Below are 19669 nucleotides of genomic sequence, written 5' to 3'. Positions count from 1 at the left end.
GCACAAAGGCGGCGGACTTTGGGAGGAGGAACAAGCGGCTTGAAGTCAATCTTCAAGCCGCTTGTTTGCGAGGACGACGATGGCGCCGATCAGGCCCAAGGAAGCGCCGAACAGAAAGCCGGCCTTCAGCCCGCCGAGGCTGTTGAGCCCCCCTGCAATGTACGGTCCGAGGAACATGCCCAGCGAATAAACGGATTGGTACAGCCCCATGGCGGTAGCGCGTTCGGTCGTAGCGAAGCTGCGGATGGCCAGGCTGAGCAGGAGCGGGAAATACATCGCTTGGGCGATTCCGTTGATCGCCTGCGTGAACGCGAGCATCCCCAGGCTCTGAGTGAAGGGGATAATGGCTGTAGCGGCGGCGGCAAGCAGGAACCCCGAGATCATCATCGGACGCGTACCGAAGCGAGGCGCGAGATAGCGGCCGCTCCACAAGGAGACAAGCGCGTGCGGAACCATGAATGCGACGACGATGCCGGTAAGCTGGGCCTCGCTGGCGCCAAGCTCGACTGCCTGCAGCGGCGTAAAGCCGAACATGGTCACGAACAGAATTCCGTGCGCCAGAACGGACAGCGTCGAGACAAGCCAGAGCAGGCGCGAGCGCAGCACTTTGGCGACGATCGTCCGGTCGACCGCGGTCCGGGAGCGGGAAGGCTGCCGCTGCGGCTGGCTTGGCGGCTCATAGACGAAGAATGCGACCAAGGTGCCGATCGCGGCCACCCCGACTCCGCACAGGAAGGCGTTGTCCCAGCCTCCGGCGGAAGCGAGCCAGCCGCTTGCGCTCATGCCGGCGAGTTGGCCGAATACGGTCAAGAAGCTGAGCGTGCCCATCGCCTGGTGCGTCTGGTTCGACGGATAATAAGAGGCATACAGCACGGTGAAGGGAACCCAGGCCGCTGCGCTGACTCCCGCCATCAGCCTGCCGGAAAGCGGTCCGCCCCACGTGCCGGGCAGAAGAAAGAGCAGGCAGCTGACCAGCCCCGCAACCATGCCGATAACGAGAAAAGGTTTCCTGCGCGTCATCGCATCCGAGTAAACGCCCAGCGGAAAACGGATAATGATCTGCGTGATGCCGTAGCTGCCAAGAATAAAGCCGATCCAGCCCATCGACAATCCGCGATCGTTGAGGTAGGGGCTTAAGATCGGCACATAAATATAAAGCGTCGTCCAGTACAGGATCGTAGCCGCCGCGAAGATCAGGTGTCTGCTTCGGATCGACGGTTCGTTCTGGCGCTGCTGTAACTCTTGCGTGGATTCGGACGTCAAATGCATCGTTGCGGGCGCCTCCTGGATGAGCTTTTATTTTCACATGGCATGGGTCGATAGAGTCCTCTCTTACTGTAACGGATTCGCAGAAGGTTGGGAAGAGTGCGAGCGAAGAATCAACTCCGGAGAACTGTCCCCGGGAGAACGGCTTCCTTCGAAGCCGGACTTGGCCAAAGAATTCGAGGTCAGTCGTCCGACGCTCCGCGAGGCGTTAAAAATGCTGCAGCGGGAAGGGACATTGATCAGCAAAATGGGGTCGGCACTAACGGACAGTTTAACAAAAAAACCGCTCCGTAAGCGGAGCTGCTTGACATCATCGATAGATAAAGAGCGATGCTGCAGCTGAACTCGGACCCTGCCGGGCAATGATTTAACACGCTGAAATAGAGCGTGTTTTTTTGTTTGTCGGGGCCCGGCGCGTGAGAAGTCAAGAGATTGAGAATAGATAACTGTAACGTTTAGGGACGTGTTTTCGTTGTTTGTAGCAAAGAGGTCATTTTTTCGGAACAGGAGGTGGGAACTTGACTGCTGCCAAAACGGAATCCGTGGAAGAGATCTGCTTGGTTACATGGGAGGCGGTATACCGCTTTGTTTACTTCAAAGTGCAAAACCGCGAAGAAGCGGAGGACGTTACACAGGAGGCGTATGTCAAAGCGTTTCCTTATTTGCAAAAAGGCAAGGTGAAGCCGGAAAAATACGTGTCCTTTCTGAAAAAGATAGCTCACAACATTCTGCGCGATAGTTGGCGCAAGCAGAAGAGGCGCGGCATGCCCGTATCTATCGATTCGCTCGACCTGACCGATCACGCTGCCGAAGACCCGGCCGACTCGAGCGCGCGGCGCCAATTGATTGAACAAGGGTTGGCCCGATTGAAGGAGGAACAGCGAACGGTCATTGAAATGCGCATCATGCAAGGATACTCGGTTGCCGATACGGCCAGGCGGATCAACAAGTCGGAAGAGGCCGTTCGGGTGCTTCAACACAGAGCGCTGCACACTTTGTCGGGGATATTGGCCGACATCGATCACACAGGGGAGGCAAATACTTATGAATGAACAGGCACAACGCATTTCCGACTATATCGATTCTCTGAACGAAGGAAAGAAGCCGCAGGAGGATGAACGTTCCGCGGAATCGGAGGAATTGCGCTCACTGTACCGAACGGTCCGGCTTGTGCGCAGTCTGAGAGAGCCGAGCTTGCCGGATGCCGGATTTCCGCAGCGCCTGGCGCACGCCGTCATCGCGGAAGCGCAAAATGGGAAGTCGACAGATGAAGAGGATTTCGCCGCAGCCCTGCCGAGTCCGCCCCGGAAGAGGCAATCGTCCGGAACCAGACGCTGGCGTTGGGTGATCGGTACCGCAACCGCGTCCGCGCTGCTTGCCCTGCTGGTCAATTTTGTTTTCCCGTTCGGCTCGGCAAGTACGGTCCAGGCGATGGAGCAAGCGTTCCGCAACGTGAGCGCTTATCGCGGCATTGTGGACGTAATCAGCACCAACGCCAACGGAGAGCAAACCGCGCAGGCCCGACTGGACGTATGGGCCGACCGGAGCGGCCGCTACGTCGCAGAGCAGACAAACGCTGCCGGACAACGGACGGTCACGGTCAATAACGGGCAGCAGAAATGGCAGGTTCGTCCCGATATCGAACAAGTTCATCTGTTCCCGGCCGTTCCCGATCCTTATCGTTTCCAATTCGAGCTTGGCCGGGAGATCGCCGATGTCGGCAGCGCCGCGTCCGTACAGGAGATCGGCGGCGAGCATACGGTAGCCGGCAGACCGACAACGCTGCTGGAAGTGACGCCGGATGGCGGCTTGCCCTATCGGTTGTGGGTGGACCGTGAAACGAAGCTGCCGCTGCAAAAACAAACGGCGATGCAAAATGCCGTTCAGTATACGTTCACGTACACGCAGTTTGAATTGGCCGAAACGATTCCCGAACAATTGCTGACGATGCAAGAGCCTGAAAACTATGCGATCGTCGACGCCGATCCCGAGCTGATCGTCTCCGACGCCGCCGAAGCGAATAAGATTGCCGGATTTGCCCCGGCGGCTACAGAGAGCGAGATGGCCGATTACTCCCTGGAGCAGATGGCAGTCGTGCCCGGCCGATCGGTCGTCAGAACCTATTATCGTTCGCAGTCGCAGCCCGACGTACGCATCGTGGTCGAACAAAGCCGAGCTTCCGAACCGTTGAAACCCGCCTCCGACGCTCTTATCGGCCATACGAACGGCAACGCAGTCGAAATTGTACCGCCTGTCGCCCAGCTTGCCCAGTCCGGCTCCATCCGTTGGCAGCAGAACGGATTTGAGTTTGCCGTTCGCGGCGATGCGCCGCTTGCCGAATGGGTCGCCGTCGCCGAAAGCTTGATGGGCGGATCGCTTGATATTCCGTCGCATGAAGACGCTCCGGACGGAGCTCCGCAAATTGAAGTGCCGTACGATATCGCTGTGGAACGCAACGATCAGCAAAGCGTCGATGCCGGGAATTCGCCATGGCGGCTTGACCCGGTATTCACGGCTCATGTGTTCGCCAGTCTGCTGATGTCTCCGGAGGGCATTGTCGGAGAAGGACCGCTCGACATCGACACACTGGAGCTTGTCCACAACGACGGCAAGACAGCGATCGTCAACGTTCGCGACGACAGCTCCCCGGCCGCTCGAGTGTATTTGGAACGCGTGGTCCGGACAGACGAAACCGGCATATGGACGGTCGTCGGTTACGATTCCAATACGTGAGCATTTTATTAGGCAAGAGAAGAGGGTAACTCTCGACGTCCCTGCTGCCGGAGCCAACGCTCCTTCAGGCAGGGGCGTCTTTGATCTATTCAAACGGGCAAGGCCGTCCCAAAGGATGGCCTTAATTTACGTCTGAACGATGAACTGCGGTTCGGTGCGTTCGATTTGCGAAAAAACGAACTCTTCCCAGAATGGAGGCGGTTGTCGGCGGAAGAATCTACGGAAATTAATCGCCAGCAGTCCGACGCGCTCCGACAATTCCGAGAATGGTGAACATAGCGAGAACCACCACAGCAAGAGCCCGCTGGACTAGCCCGGCCATGCCCGTATTTTCCCCGGAGGAGTAGGGATCGAAGATAATCTGAAAGATAATGAAAAAAGCGAGCGTGAGCGCACCCGCCAAGAAGAGCAGAAGGGCGAGAAAACGTGCTCCGTATTCCTTCCAGAGCAATATACCGAACAGGATGAACGACACTACGGGGATGACCAGAGCGAGCAGAAATCCTGCAAGGTGCATAAGTACCGATTCAAGCGTGAACAAGCCGCAGATTACCATGCCGAGGCCGGTTAGCGGGAGCAGGATGACGCTAGTCCTCCATAAACCTCTGTAGGTTACGGAAGGCCAGCAATTGGCGATCCCAGCAGCACCCAGCATGAGCAGCACCCCACCTAATACAAAAGCCGCGTTCATGTAGGGGCCGGTCATGCCGAGCCCGAGTCCGCTAATCGGCTGACTGACGGCGGAGTAGGGGGAGATTTCAAGGTCGAACAATTTGTATCCGGGGCTGATGAAACCGAGCACTAGCCAAGCGATCGTGAACAAAACGGCTCCGATCGGAGCCAACATAGCGAGTCGTCTAAAAATGGGATGAATTTCGAAAGCAGCTCGATGATCGGTAATCGACGGCGTTGCCATAAATACATTCCTCTTTTCCATATAGTTTATTTAAACTATATTTTATTGACTAATATGTGTCAACTAATTTTAAATAAATTGATTTACCGTCTATAATAAGGAGGAAGGGAGCGGGGATTTATGCCAAAGCCAAAACGCAGCAATCTGCTCGCATTAGCCGCCTTGTCTTTGCTTAACGAGAAACCAATGCATCCTTATGAGATAGGGGTGGTTATGAAGCAACGCGGGATGGCGGATACGATTAAACTTAACACCGGATCTCTATATGCCGTAATAGAACACCTGTTGAAGAACGGGCTTATTGAACCTTTGGAAACCGTAAAAGAAGGCAAACACCCCGAGAGAACGATTTATTGTCCAACGGCGTTGGGACGGGAGGAGTTTTTCGATTGGTTGCGGGTCTTGCTGAGAACGCCGTCGAAGGAGTATTCGCAGTTTGCCGCAGGATTGTCTTTTATCGGCCATCTTTCGCCGAATGAAGCCTATCATTTGCTCCGGGAGCGTGAAATTCCCCTCAAGGGGCGAATAGAACAGCTGCACTCTTCGATGGATGCAACTGTACAGGCGGGGATCTCCCATCTGTTTGTCGTTGAGACGGACTACGAATTGGCGCTTTTGGAGGCGGAACTGAAGTGGTTGGAACGGCTCATTCAAAACATCGAGAGCGGACCTTACACCGAACGAACAGGGGAACAATGGAGATGGGCGGTTAGGTTCGAGTCGTAAAGCTTTTATTTTAGTAGGTAATGCGGGAACGTTAAGTGAAATTCCGGCAAGTTCAATAAATTGAAAAGGGGAGCGTTCACTCTGATTTTTCGGACTGCTGCGCGAGAAGGGGGCTTAAGGAGAATTTTATGTTCTTCCCGGTGAAGGACAGAGAAGTGAAGGAAGCGGAGAAAAACATCACAGGTTAAAACAGGAAGTTGTATTTTCTTTTACCATGTAGAATTCTTCGGATTTCCACTACATCATTTATAACTACATAAAAAATAAGATATGGATCTACGACTAACATTCTATAATTCAGAGATTGGAGTCTAATATCGTTCGGAACAGAGCCGCTGAATGGGAAACTTTCTAATATTGAGATTGATCGATCAAATGCGTCAGCCATGGACAGAGCCGCATCAGGATTGTCAAGCATGATATAATGGATGATATTGGATAAGTCTTCTTCAGCGATGGGTAAGTATTCGATTTTATATGTTTTGTCCATGGATTTGGCTCCTCAGATTTTTCATGACTTCAGCATGATTTTTCTTAGGAGTTTCTTCAATACTTTGTTTTTCCGCTACGGCGAGTTTCTGGTACAGTTCGATTAAGGCTTGTTGTTTTTCGTACGTAGCATGGCTCATGACAACAAGATCGCTTTGCCCGTTTTTGGTGATAAAGACGGGTTCGCCATCCTGATGGGCAATTTCAGAAATCAGGTTGAAGTTATTTCTCAAGTCGGAAATTGGACGAATTGTAGGCAAGATCATCACCTCAATCATTTTGTTGGTATTAATTTTATCATAATAATGATAATTAATACATGGTGGAAGAGCTTATTTATGTTGACTTCTCCCTGACTGCGTTACGGCTATCCCTTCGGGCTTGGTAATATTACTAAATTAAAAGTGGGGATTGAAATGCTTCGATGCTCATGGTGCATGAAGAAAATTAAAGAGGATAGAGAGTGTTTTGGATTAGGAGTCAAATTTCGAAAAGGAATAGAGTTAAAACAAGACGAGGGCTCGATTACTTCCATTTTTATGGCGAGCAGAAATACAAGTGTGCCAATGATTGTCGTGGCATCAGATTCAGAGGCGAAGAAACAAGGGGAAGATGGAATATTTGTAATCTGTTGTGATAAATGCGGAATAAAGATGAAGAAGACTCTAAAAGACGAGATCAATTTATTCCATTCAATTGGTGAAATGACAGATTTAAAGTAGCGGCAATGATCTGTAGGCTTTTCGAGAAGGAATTAATGAAATATGAATAAGATTCGTGGGCAGTTTAAGGGGTCAAACCCTTAGTAGCCAAGTCCTAAACATATTTTATTTAAGGAGCGTTCTACAATGTTTATTTTGAAAAGGAAAACCCTATTGTCATTATTTGTGTTAACGATTTTATTTGCATCCTTATCCGTTACTGCATTTGCGGCTATTAGATATTCGATATTGGTTAATGGTTCTCCAGTTAAGGGGGAAGCAAGAGTAATTGATGGAGTGACTTACATACCTATGCGTACAGTTGTCGAGAAACTCGGTGGAACATATCATGTGATGCCGGATCTAAATCGAATAAGTATAAGTGGAAAGGATCGGAGCATGTTTGGCGGGCATACCAAGTCCAATCCATTAGATACGGGTTCAAAGGCCTATATTGCAATTAATAAAGGCAATGACAAGTTTATGGCTGAAATTTCTGCCGTTGGATTAAGCACTGGAAGTGAATCGTGGAAAAAATTCCCTCAATTAAAAGGGCCGGCACCGGAAGGATACTCTTTTTATTTTGTAAAAATTAATTACAAAGTGCTCTCTGTTGAAGAGCCGGGAACTGAAGTTCAATTAAACTTTTATGATTTTAATTATATCGATTCAAAAACTCAAGAATTAATTCCATCCCTCCCTCTGTTAATGGACCACTATCAATTAAAAGCAGGCGAAACTTTTAATGATTGGATTGGATTTCTTGTAAGAGAAGACATTGAATTAGAAACGATTACGTATTCCAAAAATCATGATCAGACAGATGCATTATGGATCAAAGTATAAAGGATTGAAGGGAGGTTCCGAATTGCAGATTTATAAGCGTTCCTTCATAGGTTTATTCCTGATCTCGATTATACTTCTAAATGCTTGTAATTCAGGCAGCGTGAGAATGGAAGAAGTTGTTGAAGATGGATTAATAATAAACTCGATTTCAGTCGGTCTCGGGGGCAATGAAGATTTAGATACAACGGTCGTATCCTATAATTTTAATTTATGGAATAGAACTGATAAATCCATAGTGATAAAGACAGTTGAACCCATATTAACTGCAGAGCTTCGGGACCGGTTGACCGACACTAACATTCAGTTGGATATAAACAGGGAAATCAATAAAAACTCTTCGGAAGCACTTTCGGGAACGTTTATGTTAAATACAAAAGGGCTTGATAAAGAGGGAATAATGGATCTAAAAATTAATGTCAAGGAATTTACCGTAACAACAGAACAAGTAATTGGAGTGTATCGAGAAAATGGATGAGAGTGGCTTGTGCTCGCCCTTCACCACTAAGACCTGGAGGATCTTATGGACTCTTTCAATATCATACAAAGTACGAATGAGGATAGTAATTACATTAGAAACAAGCTGATTGAATTCAATTCACAACAAGTACCAAACGGTCGTTAGCTTCCAAGCACCTGAATTCTATAAAGCACTCGGGTATCAAATAATTGCGACAATAGAAGATGCTCCCGAACACCACAATCACTATTATTTTGTCAAGAAACTCTAATGAGTATGATGGCATGGAAGGCATTATATAAATCAGGAGTGTGTCGAATGAATGTACACTTTGAAGATAAGAAATCATTCACAGTTATCGGCAAAGTAGGGCAAGGCCTCTCGGCAGAAAGTCATAATTGGATTCCGGCAATCTGGCAAGAAGCAAATAATAAATTTGAGGAAATTCGAAATTTAGCCAAGACAGATCGTGAAGGGAATATCGTTGGGATTTGGGGAGCCATGAGTGACCTTTCTGAAAGCTTTGAACGTTGGACAGATCAAGGTAAATATTTAGCCGGGTGTGAAGTGTTAGATAACTCGGCTGCACCAAACGGATGGACTAAGTGGATAATTCCACCGTATAAATATGCTGTTATTAAATGCAATCAAAATACCTATCAAGAGAAATTTAAGCACATGATTCATGAATTTTTACCAGATCATAATTATTCGATCGTAGGGGCCGTACATGAGTTTTACAATCCAGTAGAGACGAATGGAAATCTGTATTTATATTTTCCGATTGAAAAACTGGATAATGAGTAAAACACAGAAGCTTCAGTATATACCGAATAGGAAGTGAACATCTAAAAAGGCAATTGATAAAGGCGAATCGCAAAGGGAGGGATGTATGTGGTTCAATGGAATGACTTAAATCAGGAATCAAAAAACAGGTGGGAAACTATAGCAGAATTTTGGGATGATTACATGGGGGATGAGAGCAATAGGTTTCATCGAGAATTAATAAAGCCGTATACAGAAAAATTATTACAAATTGAACCTAGTCATGAAGTTTTAGATATTGCCTGTGGGAATGGCAACTTTTCTAGAAGACTGGCTGAATTGGGAGCTATTGTTACTGCATTTGATTACAGTTCGAAATGGAACAGTAGTCTTCTCCATTCCTCATCCTTGTTTTCAAACTCCCAAAATGAGAAAGATCCAAGAAACGGAAGACCTAAATGGCGAAATAGTAACAAGAAATAGCATTCAGACATTCGATTACTTAACTCCTGAGCCGTATCAGGCAATCGGTATTCGAGGACAGTCAGTTCCGCATTTTATGTTCCATAGACCATTAGCCTTTTACTTTAATTTATTTTTTTCATCTGGGTTTATCCTTGACGGATATGTAGAACCAAGCTTCGAGAAGGAAACTAATGCTGAAAAATTCGATTGGTATGATATTCCTGCAGTATGTATATTTAGATTCAGGAAGGTTTCAAGTGCAGTATAGTGTATTTGAAGATATCTGGGTTCCTTGGAATTTCTCCAAGGAACTTTTTTATTGAAATTATTATTGATTAATAGGTCGTTGCGACATATAATTAGGTCGTAACGACATGTCGGTACGACCTAAAAGAAAACGGGAGTGAAACGAATGGGGGCTATCAAATCTGTCGACGGTTCGATTGAGCCGCAACCCTTTTCATTAAAGGCGATTCTGCCCACGATGTTGGCGATTGTCTCCGGGACGATCATGGTTAATCTGGATGGGACGGTCGTAAATGTCGCGATTCCGAAGCTGGTTGAACGATTCGGAACCGACCTTATGACCTTTCAGTGGGTGATTACAGGCTATACTTTAGCCATGTCAGCCGTGATCCCGATAGCGGGCTGGTTGACGGATAAGTATGGATCGAAGCGGGTGTTCCTTCTGACCATCGTCGCCTTCACCTTAAGTTCCGTGCTGTGCTCGTTCTCTCAAACGGTCGAACAGCTGATCTTTTATCGGATTTTACAGGGTTTAAGCGGCGGCATGGTCGCCCCGATCGGCATCGCCATGGTATTTAAGCTTGCTCCCCCTGAACGGAGGGGCAGTGTGCTTGGTTTGGCTCAGGCACCGGTCTGACCATGATGCCGCTTAATACGCATATTCTTGAGACGGCGTCCCGTCATCTCGTCGGGAGGGTAACGCCCCTCACGACCTCATCTCAACAGATCGTCATTTCTTTCGGCGTAGCCGCTTTGACGGGTTATTTAACATCTCGTATTTCAGCGTATCGATCCCTACCGGAAAACGCAGTCGAACCTTTGTGCGCTGAAGTGCTGGGCTATGGCGACTCTTTTTTACTGGCTGCCTGTCTCGCGTTGGTTTGCGTTCTGCTTTCGCTCTGGCTTCGTAAACCGCAAGCCGAGCCAGAGGAACGTGTCGTTGACAATATCGATCCCGATACAATCTAACTCGGAGGGGAAAACCGATGAAGAAAATAGCTGTCTTTGTACGAATCGGATTAGGTCTACTGCTGCTCGGTATAGGAGTCGCGGACTTGTTGGGCATCATGCCGCCGATGGAATACCCGGAGCCGGCGAATGCCTTCATGGCCGCGCTGCTGGATACGAAATACGTCATGTTCATCGTCAGCGCGTTAAAAGTTGTGGCCGGTGCAGCCTTGCTGGTCAACCGATTTATTCCGTTGACGTTGCTCGTCTTTTTCCCGATTACCGTGAATATGGTTTTGTTTCACACTTTTTTGGACTTCAAGGGAATCATCCCTGCCGTAGCGATCGCGGTACTCCATGTTTATCTTCTTTTTTGCAACGTCGCCAGCTATAGACCTCTCTTCGAACCAAAATCGATTCGGGCGGAAGGTTAAATAACTATGGTACAGTTAAGAGGACTGCGGGATTTAGAAGAGGGCAGAGAATTTGTTATACTTGATGAAAAATGGGATTTCAACAATGGAGGCAAGCGTATGTATGAATTGTTTGTCTTAGGGGAATTGTCGATTAGCGCCAAGCACGGATACGAACTCCAATATATGTTGAAAAACACGGTCGGCCCCATTCGGCAGATCAGCAACGGAACGCTTTATCCTCTAATCTCCAAACTCGTGGAAAATGGCTTGATCAATCAACTTGATGACTTGCAAGAAGGAGGCAGATCCAAAAAAATCTATGAGGTGACGGAGAGCGGAAGGCGGCGTTTTGTTGAGCTGATGAAGGAACCGCTTGAATATTCGACTGACATCGATCTTCAGCTTCATCTCAAAATGACTTTCTTCGGCTATGTATCCCAAGAGATTCGAATGGCTACGATGGAGCAATATATGGAGTATCTGCAATTCAACTTGAAATATATCAGGGAATTGGAATCCCAAGTGCATGCCAAGCAGGAAATACCGGATGCCAAGAAGCCGGAAGTTCTGAGAATCTTCGGCCATCGAAGGATCGTAACGGAGGCGGAAATACAATGGGCAATCAATGAGATTGAGCATATTACGAAAGGATAATCTTCGGGTATGATGGGGAGACTCTGCCTACCCGACACATGTCGGGGGGCTCAGTGTTACTAAAATGGCAAGGGGCTTCTAATTCCTGTTCATAAAACTCAATATAGCCTCAATGCGTATTTTATCAGCGCATTCTCCGCAACAAAAGTACTTAACCTTTCTTTCCTTTGCTTGCTTATATTTTAGCGAGCCTTCGTATACTTTAAATGTTTTTTTACAACTAAAACAAAGTACCTCATAGTAAAACATTGTTATCTGCCCTCCAAAGCGACACCCTGCTTTCTAGTTGATATATCGAAGATTGTAACCAGTTCTCTCGTATATTCCTGAACATCTACATGGGGCTTTCTCATTAATTCCATGGTGAACCCGTCAATGGCATTTCTTATTGTTAACGCCATTACCCTTGCCGATGATTTGGTAAATTCCCGAAATACCCCTTCTTGCATTCCTTGGGTGAGAATATTTTCAATTGGAACGAATACGGCTTCATCGTGTTCTGCCGCAAACTGAAGTTTACCATTAGCAGTTATCGTTTTAGAAACCAATTCTATAACAGCGAAAACATGCTTCCGATTTTCAGCTACAAAAGCAAGATTGGATTCAATGTATACTCGAAGCATTTCTTTAGGAGATTTTTGGGCTTCTATTCGCGGAGCAATGTATGATTGCCAAGCTATATAGTATTCGGTAGTTATTTGCCCCAATAATTCCTCTTTATTTTCAAAGTGATAAGAAATAACTCCTTTACTGATGTTTGCGCGTTTTGCGATTTCTCCTAAAGAGGCTTGAGTGTAACCTACTTCTGCGATTGTTTCAATCGCACATTCCACAATTTGAGCCCTGCGGGCTTTTTCGATGAACGACATTTCTTTTTGGTTGTTTGGTCTATTTTTTATACTCATGATTTTATTTTAGTACATTCGTACAAAAAAATCAAACAAAACAAAGTAGGCGATACCGAGTAAAGTTCACCCAAATAGCGGAGGGTGATCTGGAACAGATTTTACCACAGCAGGGACGACGAGATCGTTCCTTTTCAGGCAGGGATAAAGCTTGAAAACGTCGAATAAAAAACATTTAGATCAATTATTACATTTTACGACAATGATGGGCATAGGAGTCTGGGCATCATGTTGAAGAAAGGGATCTTCCTTTTGCTGATCGGCATGTGGCTGTCCTATGTGATCGCCCCATACATTCAACCGGGCGGTTCGGCTGGATGTGTGCACAGGACGCCCGGCGTGATGGATTATAGCGAATGTAACTTTGATGGCAATGCTGTCTATACGCTGAATGGCGAGTGGGAATTTTTCCGAAATGCGATGCTTCCGCCTGATCGTATAGGTGCTTCTCGGCTGCCTGATGCCGAATATATCGAGGTCCCCTCCTCTTGGAATAGGGCAGGGACGTTTAATTCCGAGAAGCGTCTCGGTTACGCGACGTATCGGCTGCATCTCATCCTGCCTGAGAAACAGCGATCCTACGGCCTTCAGTTGACTCGCATTCTGTCGTCCAGTCAATTGTATGTCGACGGCGAACTGTTGGGCGGAAACGGTCAGCCAGGCACTTCAGCCGAAACAACGACCTCGGTGAATCAGCCGTATACGGCCTATTTCGATACCCATGGTCCGGATGTGGATCTCGTCATTCACGTCGCCAACTATGCGTATTGGACAAGCGGAATTGCCGAACCGATCTATCTGGGAACTGCGGAGACTATCAACGACCGGGCCGTTCGGAAACAGTGGTACGATTTGGCGGTTATCGTCAGTCTTTTGATCATGGGAGTCTACTACGCCGGTCAAGGCATACAGCATCGTAGAGAGTCCGCATTCTACCTGATCTCCTTGTTTTGCCTCGCCACTTCTGTCTACGTGGCAACTAATGGAGAAAAGCTAATCTATGAACTTATTCCCGGACTCCCCTACACGGTTCTTCTGTTGCTGCAGCCCTTCTCTTCCTTGTTGGCGATATGGCTGTTAACTGTATTTTCCCACACCCTCAATCCGATGAGAGACACTCGGTTTGTTGCGTGGCTGACCGGTGCTTGGACCGCGGGATATTTCATTTACTGTCTTTTGGCCGGAATGGAAAGAGCGACCTTCCTCGTTACCTTGACGATTTTCATCGTAATGTCTGCCGGCTTCTTCCTCGCTTATGCGTTAGCCCGAGCGATTGCGAAGCGTATCACAGGCTCGGCTTACCTCTTGATCGCGTTGCTGGGGGCGGTCCAATTCGCATCCGCTTATGCAGCGAATATTACGTTGTCCCATGAAATCTACACACAGCCGCCCATCGGTATCTTCATTTTTCTCCTGGGCCAGGGATTGTTCCTTGGGGCGCGAAGCAAAGAAGCGCTGGACACGATCAAGAGGCTGTCCATGGAATTGAGACGGCAGACCAGGGAGAAGGAAGAATTCCTTCAGTACACCGCCCAGGAGCTGCAAACTCCACTTCAGGCGATGACGCATATCGTACGATCCCTGCTGCAAGGGGTGGGCGGAACGCTTACGAATCGGCAGCACAAGGATCTGACGCTGCTGGAGCATACGTCCCGGAGGCTGTCTCTCCTGATGAATGATGTTTTCGAATATGAGCGCATGAAGGACGGCAGCGTGGAGCTCCATCGTCAACCTTTGGAGCTGTCTGTATTAGTCGACGTGGTTCTCGAGGTGTTCCGGCAGTCGGAGACCGGGGAGCGGATTCGTTTGCAGCACACGATCGCACCTCGACAATTCGTAATACTGGGGGATGAAAATCGGGTAACCCAAATCATCTATAATCTGATCGAAGAAGCCATGCAGGGTTTGAAGGAAGGGCGTGTGGAAATTGACGCCGCTCTTGAAGGAACGGATGTGCAAATTTCCGTGAGCGCTTCGGGCACCAGGGAAATCCCTCTTGCACAGGGAGAGGGATTGGGTATGGCGATCAACCGGATGCTGATCGGCCTGCATCATGGAAAACTGGTATCGAAGCCTTCGCCAGCCCAGGGAATTTGTCGCTATGTGATTCATCTGCCCTCTGCCCGAACGCCCGAGTTCGCCGGAGCTGAGTTGCAGGCGGGTACGCGGGATGTATTCAACGTCGCTGAGATGCACACTGACAAAGGCAGTCCGGAGACAACAGCCGTTGAGGAGCGGGAGAGGCCCAGCCGGATCCTCATTGCAGGTGAGCCTGTCCAGATCAGGGCGCTGGCCGGTTTGATTCAGGCCGAAGAGGCCGGGGTGTTGGTGTTGGAGGCGCATAGCGGTCATGAAGCGTTGGACCTGCTGACGACGGAGATGGTACCGGACTTGGCTATCATTGACGTCCTGCAGCCGGACATGTCCGGATTCGAGTTATGTCGGCAGATCAGGGTGACGCACAACGTGATTGATCTGCCGATTCTGATGACCACGGCCAACTCTCGGGTACGGATGAATGAAGCAGGTCTGGCTGCCGGAGCTAATGAGCTGATCCGAAAGCCTTATGAGCCGGAGGAACTGATGGCGCGTGTCCGCACACTGGTCCAGCTCAAGCGTACGGCTGCAAGCTTGCTGGACTCCGAGGTGGCCCTCCTGCGGGCTCAGATTCGGCCTCATTTTTTGTTCAATGCGTTCAACACGATTATCTGGATGAGCAAGCGCGACGCAGTTCGGACGGGAGAGCTGCTGCGCGATTTAAGCCGTTTTCTGCGCGAAAGCTTCGATTTTAACGATGGGAAGTCACTGATTCCTCTAGATAGAGAGATGTCTCTCGTCCGGGCGTATCTTTCCTTGGAGCAAGCACGACTAGGTGAGCGCCTGCAAATCCATTATGAGCTGGAGACAACCGATCCGATGATTCCGCCATTCACCATCCAGCCGCTGGTGGAAAATGCCGTACGTCACGGTTATGGGGCGGCATCGGAAGCGCTGACCGTCGTCATTTCCGTGCAAAGAGCAGGGGACGAGGTCGAAATTCGGGTGACAGATGACGGAGCAGGGATGTCTGCAGAGCTGATCGAGCATTGGAGACGCGAGCATAAGCTTCCCCGCAGCGAATCCTCCAGCGGAATCGGATTGTCCAATGTGAATCGCCGCTTGCAGCGGATGTTCGGGAGCACGCTTGACATTGAGGGGCGCGCAGGCAGCGGCGTCGTGGTATCCATGAGATTGCCCGGGAGGTGAAGCGAATGAAGCTGAATGCGATTATTATTGATGATGACAGACCCGCTATCGAGGAATTGGAGGATGCGCTGGCCGCGGCGGGACTGACAGGTCGAGTGGAAGGCTATACCGAGGCTGCGGCAGGAATCCATGCGATTAAGGATTCTCGTCCGGATATTGTGCTATTGGATATTCAAATGCCCGGGCTGAACGGTTTGGAGGCAGCCAGGGAGCTGCGACAGACGGCATCGGGGTGTGAGGTCGTCTTCGTGACGGCTTATGCCGAGCACGCCGTCGAAGCCTTTGGACTGGCCGCCTTCGATTATTTGCTTAAGCCGGTTGATCCCAAGCGGCTGCGGCAAACGCTGGAACGCATCTGGAAACGTAAGCAGCCAAAGGAGGAACCCGGCGTCGAGCGGGCAGAGATTCGCCTTTTCGGCTCGCTGCGGGTTGCAGGACCGGGCGGTCAGGTGAAGTGGCGGACAGCCAAAAGCAGCGAACTGTTCGCCTACTTATTCCTGAACCGGGAAGTGGCTCAGGATCGGATTATCGATGATCTTTTCCTGGGCGGCAGGACGGATAATGCCAAGGTGTATTTGCATACCAGTATTTATCAATTGCGCAAGAGCTTGGCGGCAGCCGGTCTTGGCGAGCAGTTGTCGATCCATTATGACAAGCAGAACTACCGGCTGGAATCGATAAATCTGAATAGCGATATCGAGCGGTTCGAGCAGATCGCTGACAGCTCCTCGCAGGGCAAGGAAGCGCTGTTCAGGGCGGTCACCCTCTATGGCGGAAGCCTGTTGGAGGGCATGAACAATCTATGGCTTGTGGAGCGGCGGGAGCGCAGTCGCCGACAGTTTATCGCGATGGCCGCCAGGTTGGTCGAGCTGCTGCAGTCGAACGGGGAATGGCGCCAGGCGCTGGAGATCGCGCTTCGGCTTCACCTGCATGACCCGCTAAACGATTCGCTTGCTCTCCATGTGGCTCGCCTGTATGTCGGACTGGGTCAGCGTCGTTTGGCGGATGATTATATCCAGCGTTATATGAAGCAGTACCACGATGAAATGGGGATGGAGAGCCCAGGGGTGGCGGAAGAATATAGGCGTTTATTGGAGTGAATTCTTACAAATTGTCCCTTTTTGTTCAGTGTGCAGTCATTGTCCCCTTTTACACTAATCCTTAACACAAGGACAGGGGTTGGGAGCAGTGACTGCATTACGGCGCGGGAACGATCATACTTGCGGCATGCGAATAAACACGAACATTTGATTCGTGTTTATTCGTATGCCATCAGGCATATATGGCTTTCGCTTTTTTATCTATATTGATGATCGGCGGCAGATACGCAGTAACACTCGGGACGCATGGAGTAACGGCTGCACCTGTATCGCTGGCGATGCGGAAGGGCTCGACGGGGAATGGAACTATAGCAGCCCGACCCGGTAGAAGAGAGTTGACAGGACGTAAATCTTTATAAATATCAAGAGGAGAGGAAAGAGAACTGATGAACATTTGGCGGTTGGATTATGCAGATCTATGCAAAAAGGGCCTACGCTTGACGCTTGTTGCGGCGCTCTTGTCGGGAATGTTATACACCGCCGGTGTCCGGACGGCGCACGCGGCTGAGGTGACCGTCAATGACTGGGATTCGCTGTACGATGCGTTTATAAACAGTGCAAGCGGCACGACCATCCTTCTGGGAGCGAATATTACGCAGCCCTCCGGAGCGCTGACGGTTCCTTCAGCGACGGATCTGACGCTGGATCTGGCCGGGAACACGCTCTCCATTACGTCTTTATCCAACTCGGCTATCTACGTGAATGCCGGGACGGCTTTAACGATTGAAGATTCAAGCGTCGACGGCAGCGGGAGATTGGTTGCGATGTCGAATCGTCAAAGCTATGCGGGGATCGGAGGAGGACCCAATTCCGCTGCCGGGACGATAACGATCAACGGCGGGATAGTAAGCGCGACCGGCGGCGAACACGCTGCGGGGATCGGAAGCGGATTTAATGCTGCTGGAGGGACGATCAACATCAACGGCGGGGTGGTGAACGTGACCGGCGGCCTTGGCAGTGCAGGAATCGGGGGCGGTTATGGCAGCACCGGCGTGACGATCAATATCACAGGTGGAACAGTGACTGCTAACGGGGGCAGCGGCGGTGCGGGGATCGGAGGCCGTGAAGCCACGATTAATATCACAGGCGGAACAGTGACCGCTAACGGGGGCAGCGATGGCGCGGGGATCGGAGGCGGATATTATTCTGCCGGAGGGACGATCAACATCAATGGCGGGGTGGTGAGCGCGACCGGCGGCGCGAACGGTGCGGGAATCGGAGGAGGCGCATATGAATCGGGCGGCACGATCCAGATTACCGGCGGCATGGTGACGGCGACCAGTGGCGATTATGGAGCGGGGATTGGAGGAGGACGCTTTGGCGGGGGCGGCACAATTGACATCCAAGGCGGCACAGTCATACCTTCCACAGGCGAAAGTCACAACGTTTCCGTCATCGGTGCGGGCGATGGGGCCCCGGATCCATCGTTTGATCTGGCGAACGGCGGCACAATTACCATACCGGAAGGGTACCAGTTGATCATTCCCGAAGGCGTCACGGTTGAGAATTCAGGCACAATCAACGGGAATGGAACGATAACCGGCGGCGGCAACATCAATAACACCGGCACAATCACGGTCGATGTTGCGGGACCGGCAGTGGACGGGGTGGCATTTGAGTTCCGTTATAACTTAAATGGCGGTTCCGGTTCAATCCCGTCCATCATCGTGTATGCCGCAACCTTGCAGGAAGTCGATGTGGTCTTGCCGCAACCGGTCAGAGAAGGCTTTGAATTTGAAGGCTGGTACACACAGCCTACCGGCGGGGATGAGGTGACCGCAACGTATGCGATCAGCGGCGATATGGACTTGTTTGCCCATTGGAAGGAAGTAAACCCGCCGACGGTGACGCTGAGCAGCTCGGCCGGCGATCCGGTGAACGGAGCGTTCGAGGTGACGGCGACGTTCAGCGAGGAAGTTACGGGTTTTACAGTAGAGGATATTGAAGTGACGAACGGAACGGCCGGTAATTTCAGTGAGGTCAATGGAGCGACCTATACATTTGACGTGACATCGACGGCTGACGGGCCAGTGACGGTGGAAATTCCGGCGGGTATTGCGCAGGATACGGTGGGTAGAGGAAATACGGTGTCGGCGCCGCTGACCCGTATGTATGACGGGACAGCGGCGACGGTAACGCTGAGCAGCTCGGCTGGTGATCCGTTGAATGGTCCGTTTGAGGTAACGGCAGTATTCAGCGAAGGGGTCACAGGCTTTGGAGTAGACGATATTGAAGTGACGAACGGAACGGCCGGCGATTTTAGTGTAGAGAATGGCTGGACGTATATGTTTGTGGTTACACCGACGGCTGACGGCGAGGTGACGATAGAGATTCCGGCGGGTGTGGCTGCGGATACGGCGGGCAACGGTAGTACGGCTTCGTTGCCACTGACCCGTACGTATGACGGGACAGCGCCGACGGTAACGCTGAGCAGCTCGGCTGGTGATCCGTTGAATGGTCCGTTTGAGGTAACGGCAGCATTCAGCGAAGGGGTCACAGGCTTTGGAGTAGGCGATATTGAGGTGACGAACGGAACGGCTGGCGATTTTAGTGCAGAGAATGGCTGGACGTATACGTTTATTGTTACGCCGACGGCTGACGGCGAGGTGACGATAGAGATTCCGGCGGGTGTGGCTGCGGATACGGTGGGCAACGGTAGTACGGCTTCGTTGCCACTGACCCGTACGTATGACGGGACAGCGCCGACGGTGACGCTGAGCAGCTCGGCTGGCGATCCGTTGAATGGTTCGTTTGAGGTAACGGCAGCATTCAGCAAGGAGATTACGGGCT

The 19669-nt window shown here is 50.3% G+C and carries 21 protein-coding genes; 15 read left to right on the top strand and 6 right to left on the bottom strand.

Annotated elements, in window-relative coordinates:
• Positions 1-45: 45 nt before the first annotated feature.
• Positions 46-1269 carry an MFS transporter gene (locus tag ACFFT4_RS00880; protein ID WP_378044306.1) on the bottom strand — a complete coding sequence of 408 codons (1224 nt, stop codon included), beginning with the start codon at positions 1267-1269 and terminating at the stop codon, positions 46-48.
• 19 nt (positions 1270-1288) lie between these two features.
• Between ACFFT4_RS00880 and ACFFT4_RS00875 the strand changes: the two genes are divergently transcribed.
• From ACFFT4_RS00875 to ACFFT4_RS00865, 3 genes are all read left to right on the top strand, one after another.
• The gene (locus ACFFT4_RS00875; protein WP_378044304.1) at positions 1289-1609 is read left to right on the top strand and encodes a winged helix-turn-helix domain-containing protein; all 321 of its coding nucleotides are present in this window, start codon (positions 1289-1291) and stop codon (positions 1607-1609) included.
• A 175-nt stretch (positions 1610-1784) separates the two neighbouring features.
• Complete coding sequence (locus tag ACFFT4_RS00870; protein ID WP_378044302.1) at positions 1785-2318, top strand: RNA polymerase sigma factor; 534 nt, start codon at positions 1785-1787, stop codon at positions 2316-2318.
• Positions 2311-3999 (top strand): LolA family protein, encoded by a 1689-nt coding sequence (locus tag ACFFT4_RS00865; protein WP_378044301.1) that lies wholly within the window; start codon positions 2311-2313, stop codon positions 3997-3999. Before ACFFT4_RS00870 ends, ACFFT4_RS00865 begins: the two co-directional genes overlap by 8 nt.
• Positions 4000-4225: 226 nt before the next feature.
• Here ACFFT4_RS00865 and ACFFT4_RS00860 read toward each other — a convergent pair whose 3' ends face one another.
• Positions 4226-4915 (bottom strand): DUF998 domain-containing protein, encoded by a 690-nt coding sequence (locus tag ACFFT4_RS00860; protein WP_378044299.1) that lies wholly within the window; start codon positions 4913-4915, stop codon positions 4226-4228.
• A 120-nt stretch (positions 4916-5035) separates the two neighbouring features.
• Between ACFFT4_RS00860 and ACFFT4_RS00855 the strand changes: the two genes are divergently transcribed.
• Positions 5036-5641: a PadR family transcriptional regulator gene (locus ACFFT4_RS00855; protein WP_378044297.1), complete on the top strand. Its 606-nt coding sequence runs from the start codon at positions 5036-5038 to the stop codon at positions 5639-5641.
• 184 nt (positions 5642-5825) lie between these two features.
• Here ACFFT4_RS00855 and ACFFT4_RS00850 read toward each other — a convergent pair whose 3' ends face one another.
• Both ACFFT4_RS00850 and ACFFT4_RS00845 read right to left on the bottom strand, forming a co-directional pair.
• Positions 5826-6131, bottom strand: a complete 306-nt coding sequence (locus tag ACFFT4_RS00850) for a type II toxin-antitoxin system RelE/ParE family toxin (protein WP_378044295.1) — start codon at positions 6129-6131, stop codon at positions 5826-5828.
• Positions 6115-6390 carry a type II toxin-antitoxin system prevent-host-death family antitoxin gene (locus ACFFT4_RS00845; RefSeq protein WP_378044294.1) on the bottom strand — a complete coding sequence of 92 codons (276 nt, stop codon included), beginning with the start codon at positions 6388-6390 and terminating at the stop codon, positions 6115-6117. Before ACFFT4_RS00845 ends, ACFFT4_RS00850 begins: the two co-directional genes overlap by 17 nt.
• Before the next feature lie 177 nt (positions 6391-6567).
• Here ACFFT4_RS00845 and ACFFT4_RS00840 point away from each other — a divergent pair, with 177 nt between their 5' ends.
• The 8 genes from ACFFT4_RS00840 (at position 6568) to ACFFT4_RS00805 (ending at position 11628) form a co-directional block, all read left to right on the top strand.
• On the top strand, positions 6568-6852 hold the full coding sequence (locus ACFFT4_RS00840; protein ID WP_378044292.1) for a hypothetical protein: 285 nt from the start codon (positions 6568-6570) through the stop codon (positions 6850-6852).
• Between the two features lie 126 nt (positions 6853-6978).
• Positions 6979-7677, top strand: coding sequence for a hypothetical protein (locus ACFFT4_RS00835; RefSeq protein WP_378044290.1), 699 nt, complete (start codon positions 6979-6981; stop codon positions 7675-7677).
• Between the two features lie 22 nt (positions 7678-7699).
• Positions 7700-8152 (top strand): hypothetical protein, encoded by a 453-nt coding sequence (locus ACFFT4_RS00830; RefSeq protein ID WP_378044288.1) that lies wholly within the window; start codon positions 7700-7702, stop codon positions 8150-8152.
• Between the two features lie 300 nt (positions 8153-8452).
• On the top strand, positions 8453-8941 hold the full coding sequence (locus ACFFT4_RS00825; protein ID WP_378044286.1) for a GyrI-like domain-containing protein: 489 nt from the start codon (positions 8453-8455) through the stop codon (positions 8939-8941).
• Positions 8942-9028: 87 nt separating this feature from the next.
• Positions 9029-9382: a class I SAM-dependent methyltransferase gene (locus ACFFT4_RS00820; protein WP_378044285.1), complete on the top strand. Its 354-nt coding sequence runs from the start codon at positions 9029-9031 to the stop codon at positions 9380-9382.
• Between the two features lie 394 nt (positions 9383-9776).
• A complete protein-coding gene (locus tag ACFFT4_RS00815; protein WP_378044284.1) occupies positions 9777-10247 on the top strand; it encodes an MFS transporter in 471 nt (156 codons plus the stop codon).
• A 349-nt stretch (positions 10248-10596) separates the two neighbouring features.
• A complete protein-coding gene (locus ACFFT4_RS00810; protein ID WP_378044283.1) occupies positions 10597-10992 on the top strand; it encodes a hypothetical protein in 396 nt (131 codons plus the stop codon).
• A gap of 6 nt (positions 10993-10998) precedes the next feature.
• The gene (locus ACFFT4_RS00805) at positions 10999-11628 is read left to right on the top strand and encodes a PadR family transcriptional regulator (protein ID WP_378044281.1); all 630 of its coding nucleotides are present in this window, start codon (positions 10999-11001) and stop codon (positions 11626-11628) included.
• Between the two features lie 78 nt (positions 11629-11706).
• Here ACFFT4_RS00805 and ACFFT4_RS00800 read toward each other — a convergent pair whose 3' ends face one another.
• A complete protein-coding gene (locus tag ACFFT4_RS00800; RefSeq protein WP_378044279.1) occupies positions 11707-11877 on the bottom strand; it encodes a DUF2197 domain-containing protein in 171 nt (56 codons plus the stop codon).
• A gap of 2 nt (positions 11878-11879) precedes the next feature.
• Positions 11880-12533, bottom strand: coding sequence for a TetR/AcrR family transcriptional regulator (locus ACFFT4_RS00795; RefSeq protein ID WP_378044277.1), 654 nt, complete (start codon positions 12531-12533; stop codon positions 11880-11882).
• Positions 12534-12761: 228 nt separating this feature from the next.
• Here ACFFT4_RS00795 and ACFFT4_RS00790 point away from each other — a divergent pair, with 228 nt between their 5' ends.
• From ACFFT4_RS00790 to ACFFT4_RS00780, 3 genes are all read left to right on the top strand, one after another.
• Positions 12762-15779, top strand: a complete 3018-nt coding sequence (locus ACFFT4_RS00790; protein ID WP_378044276.1) for an ATP-binding protein — start codon at positions 12762-12764, stop codon at positions 15777-15779.
• A gap of 5 nt (positions 15780-15784) precedes the next feature.
• Entirely contained in the window at positions 15785-16879 is a 1095-nt protein-coding gene (locus ACFFT4_RS00785) for a response regulator (protein ID WP_378044275.1), read from the top strand.
• Between the two features lie 386 nt (positions 16880-17265).
• Positions 17266-19669: Ig-like domain-containing protein (locus tag ACFFT4_RS00780; RefSeq protein ID WP_378044273.1), on the top strand; the 2404-nt coding region annotated here is incomplete at its 3' end.

Source organism: Cohnella cellulosilytica (genome assembly GCF_042431195.1).
Taxonomy (GTDB): Bacteria; Bacillota; Bacilli; order Paenibacillales; family Paenibacillaceae; genus Cohnella; species Cohnella cellulosilytica.
This window is presented reverse-complemented; position numbering and strand designations above follow the sequence as displayed.

What these genes read in the sequence shown, in the direction of transcription:
- ACFFT4_RS00800 (WP_378044279.1), bottom strand. Translation starts at nt 11,877, where the DNA reads ATGTTTTACTATGAGGTACTTTGTTTTAGTTGTAAAAAAACATTTAAA.
- ACFFT4_RS00875 (WP_378044304.1), top strand. Translation starts at nt 1,289, where the DNA reads ATGAGCTTTTATTTTCACATGGCATGGGTCGATAGAGTCCTCTCTTAC.
- ACFFT4_RS00825 (WP_378044286.1), top strand. Translation starts at nt 8,453, where the DNA reads ATGAATGTACACTTTGAAGATAAGAAATCATTCACAGTTATCGGCAAA.
- ACFFT4_RS00835 (WP_378044290.1), top strand. Translation starts at nt 6,979, where the DNA reads ATGTTTATTTTGAAAAGGAAAACCCTATTGTCATTATTTGTGTTAACG.
- ACFFT4_RS00840 (WP_378044292.1), top strand. Translation starts at nt 6,568, where the DNA reads ATGAAGAAAATTAAAGAGGATAGAGAGTGTTTTGGATTAGGAGTCAAA.
- ACFFT4_RS00865 (WP_378044301.1), top strand. Translation starts at nt 2,311, where the DNA reads ATGAATGAACAGGCACAACGCATTTCCGACTATATCGATTCTCTGAAC.
- ACFFT4_RS00860 (WP_378044299.1), bottom strand. Translation starts at nt 4,915, where the DNA reads ATGGCAACGCCGTCGATTACCGATCATCGAGCTGCTTTCGAAATTCAT.
- ACFFT4_RS00795 (WP_378044277.1), bottom strand. Translation starts at nt 12,533, where the DNA reads ATGAGTATAAAAAATAGACCAAACAACCAAAAAGAAATGTCGTTCATC.
- ACFFT4_RS00790 (WP_378044276.1), top strand. Translation starts at nt 12,762, where the DNA reads ATGTTGAAGAAAGGGATCTTCCTTTTGCTGATCGGCATGTGGCTGTCC.
- ACFFT4_RS00880 (WP_378044306.1), bottom strand. Translation starts at nt 1,269, where the DNA reads ATGCATTTGACGTCCGAATCCACGCAAGAGTTACAGCAGCGCCAGAAC.
- ACFFT4_RS00855 (WP_378044297.1), top strand. Translation starts at nt 5,036, where the DNA reads ATGCCAAAGCCAAAACGCAGCAATCTGCTCGCATTAGCCGCCTTGTCT.
- ACFFT4_RS00805 (WP_378044281.1), top strand. Translation starts at nt 10,999, where the DNA reads ATGGTACAGTTAAGAGGACTGCGGGATTTAGAAGAGGGCAGAGAATTT.
- ACFFT4_RS00815 (WP_378044284.1), top strand. Translation starts at nt 9,777, where the DNA reads ATGGGGGCTATCAAATCTGTCGACGGTTCGATTGAGCCGCAACCCTTT.
- ACFFT4_RS00785 (WP_378044275.1), top strand. Translation starts at nt 15,785, where the DNA reads ATGAAGCTGAATGCGATTATTATTGATGATGACAGACCCGCTATCGAG.
- ACFFT4_RS00810 (WP_378044283.1), top strand. Translation starts at nt 10,597, where the DNA reads ATGAAGAAAATAGCTGTCTTTGTACGAATCGGATTAGGTCTACTGCTG.
- ACFFT4_RS00850 (WP_378044295.1), bottom strand. Translation starts at nt 6,131, where the DNA reads ATGGACAAAACATATAAAATCGAATACTTACCCATCGCTGAAGAAGAC.